Annotated in this window: 20 protein-coding genes; 13 read left to right on the forward strand and 7 right to left on the reverse strand. The window is 71.6% G+C overall.

What is annotated here, in order from left to right; genetic code table 11:
• The first annotated feature begins 232 nt into the window (after positions 1-232).
• Genes TU31_RS10360 through TU31_RS10370 form a run of 3 tightly spaced genes read left to right on the forward strand, consistent with a single transcriptional unit; the run spans position 233 to position 3,383 of the window.
• Positions 233-514: a hypothetical protein gene (locus TU31_RS10360; protein WP_042152524.1), complete on the forward strand. Its 282-nt coding sequence runs from the start codon at positions 233-235 to the stop codon at positions 512-514.
• Positions 511-2,913, forward strand: a complete 2,403-nt coding sequence (locus TU31_RS10365; RefSeq protein WP_078885679.1) for a heavy metal translocating P-type ATPase — start codon at positions 511-513, stop codon at positions 2,911-2,913. The genes TU31_RS10360 and TU31_RS10365 overlap by 4 nt, the downstream gene beginning before the upstream one ends.
• The gene (locus TU31_RS10370) at positions 2,910-3,383 is read left to right on the forward strand and encodes a copper chaperone PCu(A)C (protein WP_042152526.1); all 474 of its coding nucleotides are present in this window, start codon (positions 2,910-2,912) and stop codon (positions 3,381-3,383) included. The genes TU31_RS10365 and TU31_RS10370 overlap by 4 nt, the downstream gene beginning before the upstream one ends.
• Positions 3,384-3,463: 80 nt before the next feature.
• On the opposite strand, the gene TU31_RS10375 is transcribed toward TU31_RS10370, so the two are convergent.
• Positions 3,464-4,057 (reverse strand): sigma-70 family RNA polymerase sigma factor, encoded by a 594-nt coding sequence (locus tag TU31_RS10375; protein ID WP_042152528.1) that lies wholly within the window; start codon positions 4,055-4,057, stop codon positions 3,464-3,466.
• A 49-nt stretch (positions 4,058-4,106) separates the two neighbouring features.
• On the opposite strand from TU31_RS10375, the gene TU31_RS10380 reads away from it, so the two are divergent.
• On the forward strand, positions 4,107-4,397 hold the full coding sequence (locus tag TU31_RS10380; protein ID WP_042152531.1) for a zf-HC2 domain-containing protein: 291 nt from the start codon (positions 4,107-4,109) through the stop codon (positions 4,395-4,397).
• A gap of 213 nt (positions 4,398-4,610) precedes the next feature.
• Here the strand turns inward: TU31_RS10380 and TU31_RS10385 are convergent, their stop codons facing one another.
• From TU31_RS10385 to TU31_RS10400, 4 genes are all read right to left on the reverse strand, one after another.
• Positions 4,611-5,378 carry a hypothetical protein gene (locus tag TU31_RS10385; RefSeq protein WP_042152533.1) on the reverse strand — a complete coding sequence of 256 codons (768 nt, stop codon included), beginning with the start codon at positions 5,376-5,378 and terminating at the stop codon, positions 4,611-4,613.
• Between the two features lie 188 nt (positions 5,379-5,566).
• Positions 5,567-5,863, reverse strand: a complete 297-nt coding sequence (locus TU31_RS10390; protein WP_042152534.1) for a hypothetical protein — start codon at positions 5,861-5,863, stop codon at positions 5,567-5,569.
• 216 nt (positions 5,864-6,079) lie between these two features.
• Positions 6,080-6,295, reverse strand: a complete 216-nt coding sequence (locus TU31_RS10395; RefSeq protein ID WP_042152537.1) for a ferredoxin — start codon at positions 6,293-6,295, stop codon at positions 6,080-6,082.
• Between the two features lie 4 nt (positions 6,296-6,299).
• Positions 6,300-7,490: a cytochrome P450 gene (locus TU31_RS10400; protein WP_042152540.1), complete on the reverse strand. Its 1,191-nt coding sequence runs from the start codon at positions 7,488-7,490 to the stop codon at positions 6,300-6,302.
• Positions 7,491-7,603: 113 nt separating this feature from the next.
• Here TU31_RS10400 and TU31_RS10405 point away from each other — a divergent pair, with 113 nt between their 5' ends.
• The 8 genes from TU31_RS10405 to TU31_RS10440 all read left to right on the forward strand — a co-directional run bounded on the left by TU31_RS10405 (position 7,604) and on the right by TU31_RS10440 (position 16,006).
• Entirely contained in the window at positions 7,604-8,233 is a 630-nt protein-coding gene (locus TU31_RS10405; protein WP_042152543.1) for a TetR/AcrR family transcriptional regulator, read from the forward strand.
• 146 nt (positions 8,234-8,379) lie between these two features.
• Positions 8,380-8,787, forward strand: a complete 408-nt coding sequence (locus TU31_RS10410) for a hypothetical protein (protein ID WP_158894349.1) — start codon at positions 8,380-8,382, stop codon at positions 8,785-8,787.
• Between the two features lie 401 nt (positions 8,788-9,188).
• Complete coding sequence (sbnA, locus tag TU31_RS10415; protein WP_042152549.1) at positions 9,189-10,139, forward strand: 2,3-diaminopropionate biosynthesis protein SbnA; 951 nt, start codon at positions 9,189-9,191, stop codon at positions 10,137-10,139.
• 16 nt (positions 10,140-10,155) lie between these two features.
• The gene (sbnB, locus tag TU31_RS10420; protein WP_042152551.1) at positions 10,156-11,157 is read left to right on the forward strand and encodes a 2,3-diaminopropionate biosynthesis protein SbnB; all 1,002 of its coding nucleotides are present in this window, start codon (positions 10,156-10,158) and stop codon (positions 11,155-11,157) included.
• A complete protein-coding gene (locus TU31_RS10425; protein WP_245698486.1) occupies positions 11,154-13,004 on the forward strand; it encodes an FAD/NAD(P)-binding protein in 1,851 nt (616 codons plus the stop codon). Before sbnB ends, TU31_RS10425 begins: the two co-directional genes overlap by 4 nt.
• Positions 13,001-14,203, forward strand: a complete 1,203-nt coding sequence (locus TU31_RS10430; protein WP_042152556.1) for a trans-sulfuration enzyme family protein — start codon at positions 13,001-13,003, stop codon at positions 14,201-14,203. Before TU31_RS10425 ends, TU31_RS10430 begins: the two co-directional genes overlap by 4 nt.
• Positions 14,200-15,498, forward strand: coding sequence for a benzoate/H(+) symporter BenE family transporter (locus TU31_RS10435; RefSeq protein ID WP_042152559.1), 1,299 nt, complete (start codon positions 14,200-14,202; stop codon positions 15,496-15,498). The genes TU31_RS10430 and TU31_RS10435 overlap by 4 nt, the downstream gene beginning before the upstream one ends.
• Positions 15,499-15,712: 214 nt before the next feature.
• A complete protein-coding gene (locus TU31_RS10440; RefSeq protein ID WP_042152561.1) occupies positions 15,713-16,006 on the forward strand; it encodes a hypothetical protein in 294 nt (97 codons plus the stop codon).
• A 15-nt stretch (positions 16,007-16,021) separates the two neighbouring features.
• Here the strand turns inward: TU31_RS10440 and TU31_RS10445 are convergent, their stop codons facing one another.
• A complete protein-coding gene (locus TU31_RS10445; protein ID WP_042152563.1) occupies positions 16,022-16,681 on the reverse strand; it encodes a TetR/AcrR family transcriptional regulator in 660 nt (219 codons plus the stop codon).
• Positions 16,682-16,869: 188 nt separating this feature from the next.
• Between TU31_RS10445 and TU31_RS10450 the strand changes: the two genes are divergently transcribed.
• The gene (locus TU31_RS10450; protein WP_042152565.1) at positions 16,870-17,988 is read left to right on the forward strand and encodes a serine hydrolase domain-containing protein; all 1,119 of its coding nucleotides are present in this window, start codon (positions 16,870-16,872) and stop codon (positions 17,986-17,988) included.
• 191 nt (positions 17,989-18,179) lie between these two features.
• Here TU31_RS10450 and TU31_RS40235 read toward each other — a convergent pair whose 3' ends face one another.
• Positions 18,180-19,418, reverse strand: coding sequence for an SPFH domain-containing protein (locus TU31_RS40235; protein ID WP_042152569.1), 1,239 nt, complete (start codon positions 19,416-19,418; stop codon positions 18,180-18,182).
• Between the last annotated feature and the right edge of the window lie 84 nt (positions 19,419-19,502).

Below are 19,502 nucleotides of genomic sequence, written 5' to 3' on the forward strand. Positions count from 1 at the left end.
CGGCGCGCGGTTGGCGCGGCGTTGGAGTGGTCGGGCAACGGGCGCGCCGAGTTCCCGCCGGGGGAGGTGATTTCGGCCGGGGCGGGAGAAGGGGGGCACGGCGGCACCGTCCAAACCCAGTTAGTCGGGCGCGGCGGCCGGTGAGTTCCGGCGGCGGAACGGGACAAACCTCACGTGCGCACAACCCCCGGATCGGCCGCTGGACGCCGCCGTCAGCTGCCACGATGACGCGATGTCCAGCTCTTCGGCCGACCGCAGTCGGCCCCCTCTTCGCCAGGCCGTCACACGGCTGCTGCCCGCCCGGTCGGTCATCGGTTTCCTCGCGCTGCTGGTGGTGCTCGGCATGCTGTCGTACGCGGCCGGGACCGCCGTCGGGCCGGTGGCCCCTGGGCTGCACCCGGCCGGCGGCACCCGTACGGGAGAGTCCACGCCCACCGATCACGGGGACATGGGCGGGATGCACGGCATGGGTGCCCCGGCCCCCCGCCCGGTGCCGGTGGGAGCACCGCGATGACGCCGGATCCGCGGCCCGTCACCCCGTCGCCGGACCTCGCCCCCGCCCCGGTCAACAGCACCACCCTCACCATCGGCGGGATGACCTGTGCCGCCTGTGTGGGCCGGGTCGAGAAGAAACTCGGGCGTCTGGACGGGGTCGCCGCCTCGGTGAATCTCGCCACCGGCCGGGCCATGGTCAGCCACCCCGCGGCGGTCTCCGTCACCGACCTCATCAGCACCGTCGAGGCGGCCGGGTTCACCGCACGGCTCCGTGAACCTGCCCCCGAGCCGGCCCCGGAGGACGGGCAGCCGCCCACCGGCCGTCAGGACGGCCAGGACCCGAGCGACGCACCGGAAACCGCAGGCCCCCAGGACCCTGCGGACGACGGTGCCCGCGCCGAGTGGCACCGGCTGCTGGTGGTCGCCCTGCTCTCGCTCCCCGTCCTGGTCCTGTCGATGGTGCCGGCCTGGCAGTTCCGCAACTGGCAGTGGCTGTGCTTCGTGCTCGCCGCGCCCGTCGCGGTCTGGGGCGCCGCCACCTTCCACACCCGTGCGCTCCGCGGGCTGCGGCACGGCGCGGCGACCATGGACACCCTGGTCTCCCTCGGCGTCGCCGCCTCCTTCCTCTGGTCCGCCTATGCGCTGTTCCTCGGCGGGGCCGGTGCGCCGGGGATGACGATGCCGTTCAGCCTGCTGCCCACCGCGGGCGACGGCACCGCCCACGTCTACCTCGAAGCCGCCGTCGGCGTACCGCTGTTCGTGCTGGCCGGACGGCGGATGGAGGCCAGGGCCCGGCGCGGCACCGGCGCCGCGCTCCGCGCGCTGGCCGAACTGGCCGCCAAGGACGTCGCCGTACGGACGCCGGAGGGCGAGCGGCGCATCCCGGTGAGCCGGCTGCTGGTCGGCGACCACTTCCTGGTCCGGCCCGGCGAACGGGTCGCCACCGACGGCACCGTAGTGGAGGGCAGCTCCGCCCTGGACCTGTCCCTGATCAGCGGCGAGAGCCGCCCCGTCGAGGTCGGTCCGGGCGCGGCGGCCGTCGGCGGCGCGGTCAACTCCGGTGGCCTGCTTGAGGTACGGGCCGACGCGGTGGGCGCCGACACCCAACTCGCCCGTATCACCCGGCTCGTCGAGGACGCCCAGACCGGCAAGACCAAGGTCCAGCGGCTGGCCGACGCGGTGGCGGCCGTCTTCGTGCCCGCCGTCCTGACCGTCGCGGTCAGCGTGCTGGGCTTCTGGCTCGGCGCCGGAGCCGAGCCGCAGGCGGCGATCACCGCCGCGGTGGCCGTCCTCGTCGTCGCCTGCCCCTGCGCGCTCGGTCTGGCCACCCCGACCGCGCTGCTGGCCGCCACCGGACGGGGCGCCCAGCTGGGCATCCTCGTCCGGGGGCCGGAGGCGCTGGAGCGGCTGCGCCGCATCGACACCGTCGTCCTCGACAAGACCGGCACCCTCACCACCGGCCGGATGAGCGTCACCGCCCTCACCCCGCGTACCGGCGGCCTCGACGCCGCGGCGGCACTGCGGCTGGCCGCCACCGTCGAGCAGGGCTCCGAGCATCCGCTGGCCCGCGCCGTCACCGCCTACGCGGACGAGCAGCGGCCGGACCAACCGCTGCCGCCCGTCGCGGACTTCAGCGCCACGCCGGGGCACGGCGTCCGCGGCACCGCGGACGGCCGCCGGGTGGAGGTCACCCGGCCCGGTGACGTCACCGGTCTGCCGGCGCCACTGCCCGACGCGGTGCACACCGCGGAGACGGCCGGGCACACCGCCGTCCTGGTCACCGTCGACGGCACCCCGGAGGCCGTGCTCGCCATCGGTGACGCCCTCCGCCCCGACAGCTATCGCGCCGTCGACCGGCTGCGCCGCCTGGGACTGCGGCCGGTGCTGGCCACCGGCGACCGGGCCGCGACCGCCCGTGCGGTGGCCGGCCATCTCGCCATCACCGAAATCCATGCCGAGGTCCGCCCCGAGGACAAGGCCGCCCTCGTCACCACCCTCAAGGAACAGGGCGGCCGGGTCGCCGTCGTCGGCGACGGGGTCAATGACGCGGCGGCCCTCGCGCTCGCCGACCTCGGGATCGCCATGGGCAGCGGCACCGACGCCGCGATCGGCGCGGCCGATGTGACGCTGGTACGCGAGGACCTCCAGGCCATCGCCGACGCCGTGCACCTGGCCCGGCGCACCCTGGGCACCATCCGCGGCAACCTCGTCTGGGCCTTCGGCTACAACCTCGTCACCCTGCCGCTCGCCGCCGTCGGCCTGCTCAGTCCGATGCCGGCCGCGGCCGCCATGTCCGCCAGCTCACTGCTCGTCGTGGGCAACAGCCTCCGGCTGCGCGCCTGGCGGCCGGGCGGAACCGGCACGTCCGCCCGCCGCCCCCACCGTCCCCGGGCACAAGCACGTTGGGAGACCCGATGAAACGGCTGCCCCTCTCGGCCGTCGCCGTACCGCTGTTCACCTGCCTGGTGACGCTCAACGTCCTCGCCCTCTGGACCGCCACCGGCAACGCGGGGACCCCCGCGAAGCTGAGCGTCCCCGAGGGGCGGGTGCTGATCGCCGGCGGCTCCGAGGCCACCGCCGCGTTCTTCACCATCCGCAACACCGGCGGCGCGGACGACGTCCTGACCGGCGTCACCGGCCCGACCGGCCATCGCGCGATGCTCAGCCGTACCGTCGACATCGGGAACAACGCCCGGAAGATGGCGATGGTGCGCACCGTCACCGTCCCGGCCGGCGCCGCCCTGAGGATGACGCCGACCGGCCTGGACGTCATGGTCAGCCCGCCGCCCCGGCTCGCGCCCGGCGACCGGCTCACCTTCACCCTGCACTTCCGCCACAGCCCACCGCAGACCGTACGGGCCCGCGCGGTACGCCCCGGTGACGGGTGAAGCGGCCGGAGCCACGGCGGGACTCAGGGACCGGGCCCGCGCCCGTCCCTGAACCCCGCCGTCCGCGGGCGAGCGGCCCCTCAGGCCACGGCGTCCGCGTAGACCCGCGGCGCCTCGGCCGCTTCCGGCCGCTCCGCATCCGCCAGCAGCGCGACCAGCGTCTCCCGGGCGCGCGCGACCCGGGACCGCACGGTGCCGATGGGACAGCCCATCACCCCGGACGCCGCCGCGTACGGCAGCCCCAGCAGCTGGGTGAGGACGAACGCCTCCCGCCGCTCCGGCGCCAGCGCCGCCAGCAGTTCGGCCAGCGCGACGCCTTCGTCGAACCCGGGCACGCCATGCGGCTGCACCCGTTCCGCGGCCGTCTGCCAGTCGTCCGTCGCGGCCAGCCGGGGCCGTACCGCATGGGACCGGATACGGTCCGCCACGACCCGCCGGGCGATCGTCAGCAGCCAGGTCCGCGCCGAGGACCGGCCCTCGAATCGCGGCAGACTGCGCAGCGCCCGCACATAGGTGTCCTGCATCAGGTCGTCGGCCGCCTGCGGATCACCGCTCAGATGCGTCACATAGCGCCGCACATCGTGCTGAGTGGCCCGCACGAACTGCTCCACGGCCCGCTCGTCACCGGTACGGGCGGCCAGCGCCCAGCCCGTCACCGCCTCGTCATCCCGCATCCCGCGACCGCCCCTCGCCGCCCGGCCCGCCTTCGGGGAGGATGGACACATGCTCTGCTCGCGCATCCGTACGGCGCTCTCCGCCCGCCTCGACGGCGAGGAACTGCCCCCCGGACTCACCGCCCGCCGGCTCGACGACCATCTCGCCGGCTGCCCGGACTGCCGGCGGTGGCACGCGCAGGCACAGGCTCTGACGGCCGGCCTCGACCGCGTCAGCGCGCACCCCGAAGACGACCGGGCGGCCGCCGATGCGCTGCTCGCCCGGCTGCGGTCGGCTTCCGTACTGCCGGGCCCGGTCTCTCCCGGCACGGCGGACACCGGCGGCAAACGGGCCGGTTGACCCGGCGCCCCGCGGGCGCCCGCCCCCGCCGGCCGGTGCACAGACGGATGCGGGCAGCGGTGCCACCGGCATCCGGACAGGATTCATCATCTGGAGTCCTTCGCATGATCCGGCCACCGCGCTCCGGCGGGGACCGGTGAAGTCGGAGCCGGGACCCCCGGGCGCGTGCATCGGCGCCCGTCCGTCCGCCGGCTCGGGAATTCGTCCGCGCTGTCAGACGACAGCCGGTTCCCGCGGTGGACCCCGCAACGACCTCGTATGCGCCAGCAGCAATTGCCGTACCGCGTGCCGCGGCTCCTGCCGGGCGGTGCGTACGGCGGGCCGTGCCTCGGGCAGCACGATCCGCAGGACCAGCACCAGGGGCGCGAACAGCCAGGCCGACACGGTCCGTACGAGCTGGAACGTGGCCCGTTCGCCGCCCCACAGCCATCCGGCGCCGATCAGGGCGACCAGCAGGTGGGCCGCGAGCATGCCGGTCGCGCTGCCGTGCATCCCCGGCATCTGCTGCGCGGGGTCGGCCATGCCGGTCATGTGGCCGCCTGCCATGTGCTCCATGCCCGGCATCTGGCCCCCGTGCCCCGTCGAGGGCATGGCCGCCATCTGGTGACGCATCATCCGCAGCTGCTCGGCGTGGTCAGGTCCCAAGGACGCCATTCCTTGGGCGCCGCACAGCCAGCTGTCCGCCCACTGGCGCACGAGCGAGCGCTCTCCGCCTGCGGAACCGGTGACCGCCTGGCCGAACGAGAAGGCGGTGTGCAGGACGGCCTGGGTGCCGACGGTCAGCAACCCCACGAGCAGCGGGCCACGTTCCCGGCCCGCACAGCACCAGGCACCGGCCGCGGTGCCCACCCAGGCGGAGAACAGCATCCAGCCGGGTATCACGGCATCCGACATCACCGCGTGGCCCAGCGCAGCGAGCAGTACGCAGACCGCCGCGAACACCGCGGCCCGCAGCCCCCTGAGAACCTGTCCCGCATCCATGACAGGGCCATCGTCGCACCCCGGCTTCACCGCGGCACGGGAGGGGCCCCGACCTGCCGTTTCCAGGGGCGCCGGGGGGCGTTGGCCGGGCCGCGGGCGGAGCGGCCGTCCGCCGGTCGCCCCGTACACAGCGGCGTCGCCCGCCCCGATGGCTTCGGGACGGGCGACGCGATGGCGCTGACGTGCGGTCAGGACATGTTCTCTTCGGCGTCGAGGTACGCCTGGATCCTCTTGTCCAGCGCGTCGGCCTGCGCACGGGCGCGCTGGGCGGCCTCGTGCTCGCCTTCGTGGTCCAGACGGTTGGCCTTGGCCTTCAGGTCGGCGGACTGCTGGCGCAGCTCGTCGATGTTGACGCTGATGCCGCCCCCGGCCGCCACGCTCTGCCGGCCGACGGCCGTGGTGGCGGCCTGCGCGGGCAGCGCCGCGAACAGCACGCCTCCGGCCACGGCCGCGGTCACGGCGAGTACGGAAATGCGTCGACGCATAAGATCCCCCTGGTTGAAAAATGGGTCGTTACCAGTCGGTAAGCCTACATGAAATGATCTTGTGCGCCGACCACGGAGGGTGAGAATCCTGGGCGTCCATGCGGGCCGGGCGGACGCGGTGCCCAACTGGACTGGGATCACGGGGAGTTCGGCCTGACCAGCGGCGATCACGCAAACGGGGCGTGGCCGGCGCCACGCCCCGTCGGATCCGTTGTCCTACGGCCGGGGTCCGACGACCTCCGCACCGTCCCGGACAGTGATGGCGGCGGCCGGGCAGACATCGGCGGCGTCCAGGGCGCGCTCGTCCTCCTCGATCCGGCCCTTCAGCGGACGGGCATACGCGCCGTCCACGACGAAGAGGTCCGCGGCGATGGCGGCGCAGGAGCCCGAAGCGATGCACTGCTGCGGGTCGATCTCCACATGCCAGGTCATTCGTTCACCACCCCACCGGCATGACCCGCGGCCCGCGCACCAGCATCTCGCTCTTCCACACCACGTCACCGGCCAGTCGCAGGTCCGGGAAGCGGGTGATCAGGGCGCCGATCGCCTCTTGGAGTTCCAGGCGGGCCAGTGGCGCGCCGAGGCAGTGGTGGACGCCATGGCCGAATCCGAGGTGCTGAATCCCGGTCCGGGAGATGTCCAGCTTCCCGGGTGCGTCGAAGCGCAGCGCGTCCCGGTTGGCGGCGCCCACCGCCACCAGGACCGGGGTTCCGGCCCGCACCAGCGTCCCGCCGACCTCGACATCCTCCGTCGCGTAACGGGCCTGGCTCGCGCCACTGCCCAGCGGCACAAAACGCAGCAACTCCTCCACCGCGCCGCCGATCAGCTCCGGACGCTCCCGCAGCAGGGCGAGCTGGCCCGGGTGTTCCAGCAGTGCGATCACGAAGTTGGGGATCTGGGTGGCGGTGGTCTCGTGCCCGGCGACCAGAATGCCGACGCAGAGGTCCACGAGTTCGACTTCGGACAGCCGGTCGTTGACATCCCTGGCGTCGATCAGCGCCGTCATCAGGTCGTCCCGCGGGGCGCGCCGGTGTTCCTCGATCAACTTCCGCATATAGGCGCGGAGTTCTTCCATATTGGCGTCGAATTCCGCCGCGGTCAGGGAACTTGTCGACAAGGCGGCATCGCTCCACACCCGGAACCGCGGCCGGTCCTCGGCCGGGACCCCGAGCATCCGGCAGATCACGGCCACGGGAATGGGCAGGGCGTAACGGTCCACCAGGTCGGCCGGCGGCCCGGCCGCTTCCAGCTCGTCGAGCAGCTCGTTCGCCAGCTGCTTGACCTGCGGCCGGAGCTTCTCCACCTGGCGGACGGTGAAGGCCTTGGCCACCAGCGTCCGCAGCCGGGTGTGATCGGGCGGGTCCATCCCCAGGATGCCGCTGTCCTGGCGTCCTTCGGACTGCCGGGGCTCGTCGTGCCGGGCGCCCTCGGCGCGGCTGAAGCGCTGATCACCGAGGACGAAACGGGCCTCGGCGTACCGGGTCACGAGCCAGGCCGGCTCGCCATAGGCCATCCGGACCTTCAGCAGTCCCGGCCGGCTGCGGGCGTGTTCGTACTCTTCGGAAAGCTCAAGGCTCTCGGGAACATTGAAGGGGTAGGAGAGGGGTGCTGTGTCGGCTGTGGTCAAGGCGACCTCCCTTGTGTAAGCACCTGCTTACATCACGGTAAGCCGCCCCCCGGAGGCGGTCAACGACGCATTGTGGCCGTCTTCGTGACGGTCCGACGAAGAGGAGCGTGGCGATGGCGAAGACCCCGCAGGGCGGCACGGCGAACGCATCCCGCCGGGACGCGCAGGGCACCCGGCTGCGGTTGCTCGATGCCGCATCGGAACTGTTCGCCGAGCGCGGCTACGAACGCGCGACGGTGCGCGACATCGCGTCCCGGGCCGGGGCCAACCAGGCCCTGTTGTTCCGCTACTTCGGATCGAAGAAGGCCCTGTTCGGAGAGGTGATGGCACGTGGCGGGCAGGAGCAGCTGCGCAGCACTCCCCCCGAGCGGCTGTTCGAGGTCGCGCTGCGCGGAATGCTGGCCGGCGGCGGCAAGGCGGGCACCGACCGCTCGCTGGAGGTGTGCCTGCGCTCCATCGGCGGCAGCGACGAGATCGCGGAGGCGCTGCGCGGGCTGGGGGAGGAGTACGCGGAGGTCCTCGCCACGCTCTCCGAGGGTGAGACCGGGAGTCTGCGGGCGGATCTGGCGCTGTCCTGGCTGCTGGGAATTGGCTTGATGCGTGTGGTCGTCGCCAAGGAGCCGCTGGCGAGCGCCGACCCCGACACGGTCTGCGCACTCGTCGCGGGTGCCCTGGGGAACCTGCTGGAGAACCTGCCGAAGAACGGGCCGGCCGACGGGGAAAGCGCCGGGAATCCGGAGTGAACGGCCGGGGCACGGCGCGGTGCGTTGCCGTGCGTGCTGCGTTCCAGTGACTCTGCGGCGGGTCGCAAGTCGGTGGTCTAATGCCCGCTTATCGTCGACTTTGCAGGAAATATTCATTTTCTGCTGAGTCGAGTGAAGGTGGAAACATGCTCCGTTCGATCCCGCGCGGCCTTGCAGTGGCCGGCCTGACCGCGGCTGCCCTCGTGGTGCCGACGGCAGGCGCCGCCACCGCCGCGACCACGCCCCCCGGCAGCTCCCAGGACGCCAAGTGCGCCTCGCACCGCTGCGAGAAGGGTCACCTGGGCAACCAGCAGCACAACCGCCACCACGGCCGCGTCGGACAGCGTGGCCACGACGGCTACGACGGCTTCGGCCGCGACCGCCGTGACGGCTACGGCCGCGACGGCGGCTACGACCGCTTCGACCGCGACGGCTACGGCCGGGACCGCGACCGCTACGACCGCGACCGCTATGACCGCGACCGTTACGACCGCGACGGCTACGGTCTCGGCAGGAACGGCCTGCTCAACCTGGGTCTGCTCGGCCTCCTCTGATACTCCTTCAGGCATCGCGCGGTGGGCCCGGGGTCCTGACCCCGGGCCCTCTGCCTGTCCGGGCACGGCCGAAGTTCACCCTGCGGCGTCACCGGGGGTAACGGCTGGTCAGGGGCGTTGCCCCGGGGCGGGATCAAGCCACATTTCACGATTCAACGTTTTTGGTTTCCATATAATCATTGTCATCGGCCTTGCGTGATGGCAGGATTGTTCTGTCGCATCGCGAATGGGGGATTTGTGACAACGGGGGACGGGGGAAGAGTCCCTTCTGCGTAGCGCGCACCTGACCCGTGCGCCGGCCAACAAGCCCGTGGGCTCCTCGCTTCGGCGAGCGCAATGTTTTGCGCTGCCCATTTTCAACGGTTTGGATTCTGGTGATAGCGGAAGAAGTTTATGATCTCGTGCTGGATGATCTCTTCATTCGGCTTGACCAATTAGTTCCCGGCAGTTCAGTCTTCCTTAAGCTGGAAGGTCTCAATCCTGCCGGTTCGGTAAAACTCAAAACGGCTGTCGCGCTGGTCGCGGCGGCCGAGGATTCCGGGCGCTGCTTCCCGCGGACCCGGCTGATCGAATCGACGTCGGGAAACCTCGGCGTCGCCCTGGCGATGGTGTGTGCGGCGAAGGGCTACCGGCTGACCTGTGTCACGGACCCCAACGCCACCGTCCAGTCGCGGCGTCTGATGGAGGTCCTCGGCGCCGAAGTGGTGGTCATCGACGTCAGGGACGTCCACGGCGGCTATCTCCAGTCGCGCATCGACTACATCGGCGAGCGGCTGCGCCGCGACCCCGACCTGTTCTGGCTGAACCAGTACGCCAACCCGGCCGGGCCGCAGGCCCACCGGGACCGTACGGGCCGTGCGCTCCTCCAGGAGATCGGCCATATCGACTACGCCTTCATCGGGGCCGGAACGACGGGTACCCTGATGGGCTGCGCGGAGTACCTGCGCCGCCACAGCCCCGCCACCCGGATCATCGCGGTGGACGCCGAGGGCTCCGTGACCTTCGGCGGGCCCGCCGCCCGCCGCCACATTCCCGGCCTGGGGACGAGCCGGCGGCCGGAAATTCTGGACACCGGGAATATCGACGAGGTCGTGCTCATTTCCGAGTCGGCTGCCGTGGAGATGTGCCGGACGCTGGCCGAAGAACGCGGGCTGCTGCTGGGGGGCTCGTCCGGCACGGTGCTGTGTGCCGTGCAGGATGCCGCGAAGGAAATCCCGGACGGAAGTGTCGTGGTGGCCATTTCACCCGACTTCGGGGACCGCTATCTGGAGACCATCTACAACGACGACTGGGTGGCGGAACGCTGGCCCGAGACCGTCGGCAACAAGAAAATATCTCAGGCGCCGGCCTGAGTGGGGGGAATTCCTGATGTTCAACTTTGAGATCGTGGCCGGGGAAACGGTCCGTCAAGTTCTGCACGACAAACGTGCAGACGTGCTCGGCATTGTCAGCAGCGCCTACCGGGCGCATGAGGCCGGGGACTCCGTCAACCCGGACAGCTACTTCCTCCGCTTTCCGGAGAAGCCGGATTCCCGGATCATCGCGCTGCCGGCCTTCCTGGGCGCCGATGTCCAGCTCGCCGGCATCAAGTGGATCGCGAGCTTCCCGGGCAACACCCGCCGCGGCAACCCACGCGCCTCGGCCGTCCTGCTCCTGAACGACTACGAGACCGGCTACCCGATCGCCTGCCTCGAAGCCGCCAACATCAGCGCGGCGCGCACCGCCGCCTCCGCGGCCGTCGCGGCGACCGCGCTCCGCCCGGACGGCTTCGCGGGGACCCGTATCGCCGTCGTGGGCGGCGGCGTCATCGCCCGCAACATCTGCGACTACCTGAACGTCGCGGGCTGCGCCCCGGACGCCTATCTCGTCCACGACCTCGACGAGGCCTCCGGACAGGCGCTGGCCGACCATGTGCGCACCACCCAGAACCGTCCGGCCACCTTCACCGCCGACCTCGACGAAGCGCTGCGCGCCGACACCGTCGTGTTCGCCACGACCGCGCTCGAACCCTACGTCAGCACACCGTTCAAGCCCGGCCAGCTCGTGCTCAACATCTCCCTGCGCGACCTCGCCCCCGAGGTGATTCTGGGCGCGGACAACATCTTCGACGACGTCGAGCACTGTCTGAAGGCCCAGACCTCACCCCACCTGGCCGAGCAGCTGTCCGGCTCCCGCGAGTTCGTGACCGGCACCCTCGCCGGAGTGCTCAACGGGGAGGTGACGCCCTCCGCGGACCGCCCGGTGATCTTCTCGCCGTTCGGGCTGGGCGTGCTGGACCTCGCCGTGGGGGCGTTCGTCCTCGGCGAGGCCCGCAAGGACGGCAGCACCATCGAGGTGCCCAACTTCTTCGGGGAGACGCGCCGGTGGTGAAGCACAGACCCGTCTCCGTCGCGATCGTGGGCGCCGGATCGCGAGGGCTGGGCGTCTTCGAGCGGCTGGTCGCGCACTGTCTGGCGCAGCCGGCCACGCTCACCGTCCACCTCATCGACCCGCAGCCCTTGGGTGCCGGTTTCCATCTGTCCGGCCAGCCCGACCATCTGCTGCTCAACACCGTCTGCGCACAGCTCTCGGCCTTCGCCGATGACCGGATGGTCGACGGCCCGGTACCGGTCTCCGGCCCCTCGCTGCACGCCTGGTGCCGGGACCGGGACCTGCGGCTGGCGGACGACGGCTACACCGTGCGCGCGGGAGAAGGGCGGGAGATCCAGCCCAACGACTTCCTGCCGCGCAGGCTGCTGAGCGAATACCTCACCTGGGCGGCGGCGGAGATCACCGCCGCCGCACCCGAGCACCTCACGCTGCGGGAGCACCGTACGACGGCCGTCGACATCCGGCCCGGCGCCTCCGGCACCGAGACGGTCGTTCTCGCCGACGGCACCCGGATCGACGCCGACGCCGTGTTCGTCACCGTCGGGCACCACTCGCTCTACGTCCCCGCGGAGCCCGCTCCCGACCCCCGGCTGGTCACCCGCCCCTATCCGCTGCCCGAGGCGCTGGACGGCATCGGACCGGGCGAACGGGTCGCCGTCCTCGGCATGGGGCTGACGGCCATGGACGTCATCGCCACGCTGACCCTCGGCCGCGGTGGCACGCATACGACGAGTGCGCACGGGATGCGCTATCTGCCCAGTGGGCGGGAGCCGTTGATCGTGCTCACCAACCGCTCCGGGATGCCCTCGCGCAGCCGCCCGCGCCTCCACCCGGGACGGATGCGCTTCGTTCCGCTGGCACTGACCACGGAGCGCCTCGCCGCACTCCGGGCCCGGCGGGCCGACCGGCGGATCGACTTCACCGCCGAGGTGCTGCCGCTCATCGAGGCAGAGATGGAACTCGCCTACTACCGCGTCCTGTTGGGCCGGGAGATGGGCGACGCCACGGACGCGGGGCTGGAGATGGCCCGGCGCTGCGCCCAGGCCGGTCACGAGACCCTGCGCGACGAGCTGCACGCCCGGTTCGGCGGCACCCCGGTGCCCGGGCTCCTGTCCGCGAACCTCGCCGACCGGCAGTGGACGGGGTACGCCGCCTACCGCGACTGGTTCACCGCGGAGGTCGCCGCCGACCTGGCCGAGGCCCACGACGGCCTCGGGGTGAGCCCGCTCAAGGAAGCCCTGGAGGTGCTCCGCGACCACCGCGATGTGCTGCGTGCGGTCATCGACCCGCCGGGAGTCGACGACGCGTCGCTGGCCGCCTTCTTCGGGGAGTTCGCCTCGACGGTGAACCGCCAGGTCATCGGCCCGCAGCTGGACCGGTCGGCGGAGCTGCTCTCGCTGATCGACGCGGGGATCGTCCGGCTCGGCCCCGGCCCGCAGCCGAAGATCGTCGCCCCGGCCGGCCAGGGGCCCTGGCGCCTGGAATCCACCTGCCTGGCCGAGCCGTTGCGGATGGAGGTCGACCACGTGGTGCAGGCGCATGTGGCCGAGCCGAGCGCCGACCGGGCGCCCGGGACGCTGCTCGGCACGCTCGTCGCCGCCGGCCGCGTCCGTACCCTCGCGCACCGCGGGACGACGGTGCACGGGCTGGACGTCACCCGGGAAGGCCAGGGGATCGACCGCACCGGCACCCCGCAGCCGCGTCTGTTCTTCCTCGGGCCGCACACCGAGGGATCCAGCTACTACAACCACTATGTGCCCTCACCCGGCGCGCCCTCCCGTGCGCTGCTGGACGCGGAACGTGCCCTGAGCACCGCTCTGCCGGAACTGATGACGAGGAAGCGATGAACAACAGCGAGACCTTCACCCCCTGGACGCAGGAGTACCGGCCCGAGACGCGCGCCGCGCAGGGCGACGGCTGGCGCTGCCCGACCACCGGCGCGGTGCCGCCCCCGATCGGGCTGGGCGCGACCTTCGCGCGCGACAGCGAGTACCGGGCGCCGGCCGGACTGGCGTATCTGCGCGATCAGGGCACACCCGGGTACGAGCAGGTCGAGCAGGTGGTGGCGGGCCTGGAGGGCGGCTCGGACGCGCTGGTCTTCTCGTCCGGCATGGCCGCCGCCACCGCCATCTTCCAGGTGCTGCCGGCCGGTGCCCGGGTCGTGGTCCCGGAGACCATGTACTTCGGTCTCACCAAGTGGCTGCGGGAGTTCGGCACGCAGCGCGGCCTGGAGGTCGTCCAGGCGCCCATGAACGACCTGGACGCGGTGACGGCCGCGGTGACCGCCGCCCCGACCGCGCTGGTGTGGGCGGAGTCCCCGGCGAACCCCACCTGGACGGTGACCGACATCGCCGCGTGCGCCGAGATCGCACACCGGGCCGGTGCCCTGTTCGGCGTCGACAACACCGTCCCCACGCCGGTGCACTCCCAGCCGTTCGCGCTCGGCGCGGACCTGATCATGCATTCGGGGACCAAGTACCTCAACGGCCACACCGACGTCGTCGCCGGACTTCTCGTCAAGGCGCCGGGGAGCAGCGAGGCCCGGGACGAGATCTGGGAGCGACTGCGGCTGCACCGCCGGCTGACCGGCCCGATACTCGGCCCCATGGAGACCTACCTCCTGATGCGGGGCATACGGACGCTCTTCCCCCGTATGCGGCAGATCTCGGAGACCGCGATGGCGGTGGCCGAGCACTTCGCCGAGCACCCGCGCATCCGGCGGGTGGCCTACCCGGGGCTCGCCACCGACCCGGGACACGCCGTCGCCGCCCGGCAGATGACGGGAGGCTTCAGCGGCATGCTCTCGCTGCATGTCGACGGCGAGTGGCAGCAGTCCCTGCGGACCGCGAACCACTGCGAACTCTTCATCCGTGCCACCTCGTTGGGCGGTGTGGAGAGCCTGATCGAACACCGCTACACCTTCGAAGGGCCGGGTAGTACCTCGCCGAAGGACATGCTGCGGCTGTCCATAGGTCTGGAGAGCCCCGCAGACCTTGTCGCCGACCTCGAACAGGCCCTGGAAAAGGCCGTGAAGGAAGACCGTTGAGTTCCAAGACACCCACGCCCCACCCCGATGCCGCACCGCCGGGGTCCGCCCCGCCGGAGCGCGCGGAGCCGGCGGAAGCGGCGGACGGGTCCCCGGCATCGGGGGCCCGGCCCGGCCTGTTCCGTGACGCCTCGCTGTCCGCGGTCCTGGCGGGCTTCGTCGCCGTCGTCGTGTCCTACTCGGGCCCGCTCGTCATCGTGCTCGCGGCGGCCTCCGCCGGACATCTGAACACCGCTCAGACCAGCTCGTGGGTCTGGGCCATCTCCATCGGCAGCGGGCTCACCTGTATCGGGCTGAGCCTGCGCACCAAGATGCCGGTGATCACCGCCTGGTCGACACCGGGCGCGGCCCTGCTGGTGACCAGCCTCGGGGCGTACTCCTACGCGGAGGCCATCGGTGCGTTCATCGTCACCGGTCTGGTGATCACCCTGGTCGGCCTGACCGGAGTGTTCGGCTGGCTGATGCGGCAGGTGCCCACCGCCGTGGTCTCCGCGATGCTCGCCGGCATCCTCTTCTCGTTCGGCACCGGGGTGTTCACCTCCCTCAAGACCGCGCCGCTCATCGCCGGTTCGGTGCTGCTGGCCTACCTCTTGGCGAAGCGGTGGCTGCCCCGGTACGCCGTCCTGGTCGCTCTGGCGGCGGGCGTCGCGGCCAGCGCGGTCAGCTCCCGGCTGGACATCCATCTGGACCGGATCGAGCTGGCCAAGCCGGTGCTGACGACCCCGGAGTTCTCGGTCGCCTCCCTCATCGGCATCGCGGTGCCGATGATCCTGGCGACGCTCGCCTCCCAGAACGCACCGGGCATGGCCGTGCTCACCGCCTCCGGCTACCAGCCCAAGGACCGTCTCCTGATCGGTTCCACGGGCCTGGTGTCCACGGCACTGGCCCCCTTCGGCTCCCATGCCATCAACCTCGCGGCTATCACCGCCGCCATCTGCACCGGCCCCGAGTCGCACCGCGACCCGAAGCGGCGCTATGTGGCGGGAGTCTCCTGCGGAGCGTTCTACCTCCTCATCGGAGCCTTCGGTTCCACGCTGGTGGTGCTCTTCGCGGGCCTGCCCAAGGAACTGGTGGCGGCGGTCGCCGGAGTGGCCCTGCTCGGTGCGCTGGCCGGCGGGCTGACCGGGGCGGTGAAGGAGGAGAAGGACCGCGAGGCGGCCCTGATCACCTTCCTCGCCACCGCCTCCGGCCTCACCCTCTTCGGCATCGGCTCCGCCTTCTGGGGCCTCCTCTTCGGCGTCATCGCCCACCTCGTCCTGACCCGCTTCCGTAAGCCCGCGGAAGCCGCCAAGTAAGCCGGGCCGGCCCCGCGCCGGCCGCGGCCACGACGAGACCGGGGCCCACACGGGCCGCCGGGCACCTTTGTGTGTCCGGCGGCCGGTGCGGAATGGACGGTCTTCCCTCGCCACCCCGGCAGCCTTCGGATATGGCTCCGCCCGTGAGCCCTGAGCCCGTCACCTGCGGAAATCCTGAGCCACTGCCGGCCTCATCCCCTACAGTGCCGACGACATGACGGCTCTTGCATCCTTCGACTTCGTGCGTCACATCGATGGGCTTCGCTACCACTTCGAGCACGACGGTGAGCGCCACGGTCGCCCCGCCTACCGGCGAACGGATGGGCAGGTGTGGTGCGTCTGGTCACCGGCCGATGGCTGGCACTGCGAGATCGACGGCGGTCTCGTCACCGCCCACCCCCTGACCGGCCAGGGCGACGAACCCGAACCCCCTGCCACCGTCTGGCGTAGCTTCAAGAACGAACGCTCCTACCTCTACGATCTCCGTCCACTCCGACCTCAGGCGTGATCCGCCGGACAGAACCTAGCTCGGGCTGATCGCGGCTTCGATATGGGCGAGTTGGGCGGCGAGGATCTCCTCGAAGGCGGCGTGGCGGTCCGCCCCGAGGGGACGGACGTCGCGGGCGAAGTGGGCCAGGGCCGGGAAGCGTTCGGGGTCGGCGCCCAGTACCGCCACCCGGAACAGCTCCATGCCCTGTTCGTGCTCTTCCGGGTTGACCGTGGCGGCCCCGGCCTCGGAAGCGATCAAGGCGGCGATGAGGACCGCGATCCGGTGGTAGCGCACCGGGATCTCCTCGTCGGGCAGCCCTGACGCGCGCAGTGCCTGTAGCACCTCTTCCATGACCAGCCGGGAACCGGTGCCGCTGGACGCGTAACGTCCCCAGACTGCGGCGAGCTGGGGCTGCTGCCCGAAGGCCTCTCTCACGCGCAGGGCCAGGGCGGTGATGCGCTGCTTCCAGTCGCCCTCGCCGCGGTGGCCGTCCATGGCGGCCAGGAGAATCCGGTCGGCGACCGCGCGCAGCAGTTCGGTCTTGCTGCGGAAGTGCCGGTAAAGGCTGGAGGAATCGGTCCCGAGGGCCGCGGCGAGCTTACGCACGCTGAACGAATCCGCGTCGCTCGTGCGCAGCAGCTCCGCCGCGGCATCCAGGATCTCTTCGGTCGACCAACGCCTTCGGCCCGCCATCTTGCTCCTCTCTCCGGATTTCAGCCTAACCTATGCACTTGGCGTTGCACGCACCGCGTGCATAATGAGGACGTGAGCTGGCCGGGCGGCCCGGCAGGAAGCGGGACGGCCGGCCGCGCGTGCCCTGTTGACCGGGGGCGGGCGACCGTCGCGGAGCTCACCCCGGGGAAAACGAAAGGACGCATGAGGTGCAGAACCCACTGGATCCTTCGGCGCTGGACGCCGCCATCGAAAACGTCCACCGCGCCGGCCTGCCGGGCCTGTTCGCCGAGGTGCGGGACGGCGACCAGGTCTGGCGCGGCGCGGCCGGGACCGCCGATGTCGCCACCGGCCGCCCTGTTACCGCCGGCATGCGGCACCGCGTCGGCAGCATCACCAAGACCTTCACCGCCGCCGCGGTCCTCCAGCTGGTCGAGAGCGGTCGGATAGGGCTCGACACACCGATCGGCCACTACCTTCCGAAGCTGGTTCCCGGAGAACGCGGTGCCGCGATCACGGTCCGGATGCTGATCAACCACACCAGCGGCCTCGCCGAGTACCTCCCGTACGCCTACCCCTCCCTCAAGGCGTACCCCGCCCTCGCGGACACCGGACCCCAGAGCCTGGACGACCACCGGTTCACGCGGTTCGACCCCACTGAACTGATCGAGATGGGGGTCACCGCACCCGCCGTCGGCGCCCCGGGCGGTACGCCGGGGGTGTACTCCAACACCAACTATCTGCTCCTCGTCCAACTCCTGGAACAGGCGACCGGCACCACGGCCGAGCGGTACATCACCCGGAACGTCATCGAGCGCGCCGGGCTCCGGGACACCGAATTCCCCGCCGGACCGTACGTCAACGGGCCGCACTCGCAGCTCTACGAGGCGTGGTTCGGCATGATCGACCCGCCGCGCGACTACAGCGTCTACGACATGTCATGGGTGGGGCCGTCGGCCTCGCTGATATCGACCGTCTCGGACCTCAACCGCTTCTACGGCCTGCTGCTGGCCGGGGAGATCGTCAGTCCGGCGTCGCTGGCGCAGATGCAATGTACTGTCCCGGTCGTCTCCCAGGAGCAAAAGACGATCGACTACGGCCTCGGCCTGCACCCGATGGAGGGGCCTGGTCAGGGCACCTTCTGGGGCCATGGCGGCACGGTCTGGGGTGGTGGAGCGCTGGCCATGACCCGGGCCGACGGCAAGCGGCAGATGGCGGTCGCGGTGAACATGCAGAGGTGGAACAGGCTCGACTCCTCAGGCAAGCCGCAGCCGCATGCCATCGATGTCGCGCTGGCGACTCTGTACCGCGTGGCGATGTACGGCTGACGGGGCCGGTCATCCCACCTGCGGCGCGGCCGTGCGGGCGCCCCGCTCATCGCCGTCCGCCGTCAAGACCGGCCCTGGCCACGTCAGCAGAGCCGGGTGACCGGCCCGGTGCGGCGGCCTCAGGGTCGTCCGCACAACCGCCGCGGACGAGACCCTATGGACGACCGCATGGGCCCCGTACGGATGTCCGGTCACGACGCCCCCGAGCCCGCGCCCTCCTGCTTCAGATTGGTCACCTTCCGGGGGAGTGGCCCCGTGCCGTCGGCCGGCGGGGGAGTGGTGCCGGGCGGGCCGGTGCCCTGCTTCAGGCTGTCGAGAATGGCCAGGGCCTGGCCGACGATGCCGGAGACGATCTCGTTGACCCCGTCGGAGCCGTTGAGGACGGTCAGCCGGGCGCCGGAGAGGCCCTCGGCGGCGGACTCGGCGAGGGCGGGGAGGTTCTCGACGGTGCGGTTGGCGGCGATCAGTTCCTGGTTGCCCTCCCGCAGTGAGACCGCGAGGGCGGTGTTGGCGTCGGCACGTGCCTGGGCGACGGTCCGTTCGGTGTACGCGCGGGCGTCCGCCTCGTACCGGACCTGGTCACGCTGCGCCTCCGCCAGGGTGCGCAGCCGGTACGCCTCGGCGTCCGCGGGGCGGCGTACCTCGGCCTCCAGCCGCTGGGCGGCGAGCGAGGCCTGCCGCTGGGCCAGTGCGGTCTGCTCCTCGATGACCTCCTGCGAGGCCCTGGCCTGGGAGAGCGGGCCGGCCTGCGCGGCGCGGGCGTTGTACTGCTCGGTCTCGGCGAGGAACCCGGCCCGCTTGATCGCGGTGTCCCGCTCGTACTCGGCCTTCAACGCCGCCGCCTGCTGCTCGCGTTCGGTCGCCTCCTGGTCGGCCTTGGCCTGCGCGATCCGGGCCGTGCTGGCCACCGCGGCGGCGTGCGGTGCGGCGAGATTGGTGATGTAGCCGGAGGTGTCGGCGATCTCCTGGATCTGCAGGGCGTCAACGACGATGCCGAGCTTCTCCATCTCGGAGTGGCTGCCGTCCTTGACCTCCTGGGCGACCCGGTCCCGCTCCCGGATGATCTGTTCGACGGTCAGTCCGCCGACGATCGAGCGCAGATGACCGGCGAAGATCCGGCCCACCAGCTCTTCCATGGTGGCCTGCTCGGCCAGAAACCGGCGCGCGGCGTTGGCGATGGACGTCTGGTCGTCCCCGACCTTGAAGACGGCGACCGCCCGGACGCCGAGCCGGATGCCCTGCTGGGTGACGCAGTCCTCGGAGATCTCCGCCTCCCGCAGCGACAGCGACAGCACACTCGCCTTCTGTTTGACGGGCATGACCCAGCAGCCATGGCCGGTGACGATACGGAATTGGGCGTCCCCGGCCCGGCGCTTCGAGCCGGAGATCAACAGCGCCTCGTTGGGCGCAGGAACATGCCAGAACAACATCGGAAGGCTCCTGGTCCGATGCGACCGGTTCCGGTGGGGGTGCGGGCGCGGCCGCGGGAAAAGGGAGTGCTCACGTGGCCGGAC

The sequence above is a fragment of the Streptomyces lydicamycinicus genome, from assembly GCF_000829715.2.
In the GTDB taxonomy this organism is placed as follows: Bacteria; Actinomycetota; Actinomycetes; order Streptomycetales; family Streptomycetaceae; genus Streptomyces; species Streptomyces lydicamycinicus.